Origin of the sequence: Microcoleus asticus IPMA8, assembly GCF_013179805.1 — a bacterium.
Taxonomy (GTDB): domain Bacteria; phylum Cyanobacteriota; class Cyanobacteriia; order Cyanobacteriales; family Microcoleaceae; genus Microcoleus; species Microcoleus asticus.
Genome location: NZ_SRRZ01000306.1, coordinates 1 through 1233 on the forward strand (window position 1 = coordinate 1; position 1233 = coordinate 1233).

General features: G+C 36.3%; 1 pseudogene. It reads left to right on the forward strand.

Annotated features, from left to right (window positions below):
• Positions 1 to 65: 65 nt before the first annotated feature.
• Positions 66 to 1112: pseudogene (locus E5S67_RS34990) on the forward strand (IS630 family transposase).
• Positions 1113 to 1233: the final 121 nt, after the last annotated feature.

The following is a 1233-nucleotide window of genomic DNA, read 5'->3' on the forward strand; positions in this document are numbered from 1 at the left end:
GTCATTTTTTTTACCTCATCTTTTTTCACAGTTTTACTAGCTTTTTCATTTGAGCCCTTTTTCATATATTTGCAAAAGTGAGATGCACCCTAACGGAATTTATCCAATCTAATCCCGATCCCCGCGAGTTGAAACGAGCAATTGCCGTCTCTATGCAGCTTAAAGGATATAAGCATCGAGAGATTCAGGAAAGTTTATCAGTGAGTTCTGGCTTTATTAGTAAATGGACTCAGATATTTATCATGCAAGGTCTATCTGCTCTCAAGCTGGCTTATAAGGGTTCTGTGGGATATTTAAAATCTGAGGAACGGGCTGCCATCATTGATTGGCTCCAAAAAAATAATTATTGGAATTTAGGAGAACTAAAAGCTTATATAGAGTCGCGGTATGAGATAGTTTTTAGTTCTCAGCAGAGTTACTATGAGATTTTTGACGCTGCTGGCTCAACAAAAGAAAAAATCTCAAAAACGTAATCCTAAAACAGATCCTGAACTGGTCAAAAAAAAACAAAAGAATTGACCCAATGGCTAGAAGCTCATCGTAATGAAATCGAATTAGGTGAATTAGTAGTTTTTTTTCAGGATGAATGTCATCTTCTTTGGGGAGATATTTGTGGCTATGTTTGGGGCAAGAAGAATGAAAGAGTAGAAGTGCCAATTGTTAATGAGAAAGAGCGACAGACTTACTTTGGCTAGCGTAAATATTGCGACTGGTCAAAGTCTGATTCAGGCATATCCAAAGGGAAATGGGGAACATACTATTGAATATATAAAATATCTGATGAGCCAATATAACGACAAGCGGATAGCATTAATTTGGGATGGCGCTAAATATCATTCTTCTTTTCTAGGTTAAAGACTTTTTATCAGTGGTGAATAAGGGTTTAGAAGAATCTGATTGGAAAATCACTTGTTTGAGATTGGCACCCAACGCTCCGACTCAGAATCCAATTGAAGATATTTGGTTACAAGCACTCACAATGGATTAGGAAGTGCTATCATATGTGTAAGACATTTGCTGCCGTCAAATATATATTTAAGTTAGTTACTCATTATCAGATATTTGATTTCCCCAAGCTTCACAGTTATGGTAAATTCTCACAAATCATATAGGATTGCTATATAAACTTGCAATCTGCTGTATGTATCCGCTCAATAAGTAGCGGTAGCACAGAAAAAAAAATAAGCAGAGTACACAAAGTGTCATAAAATAGGACACATGACGCCAAAGATT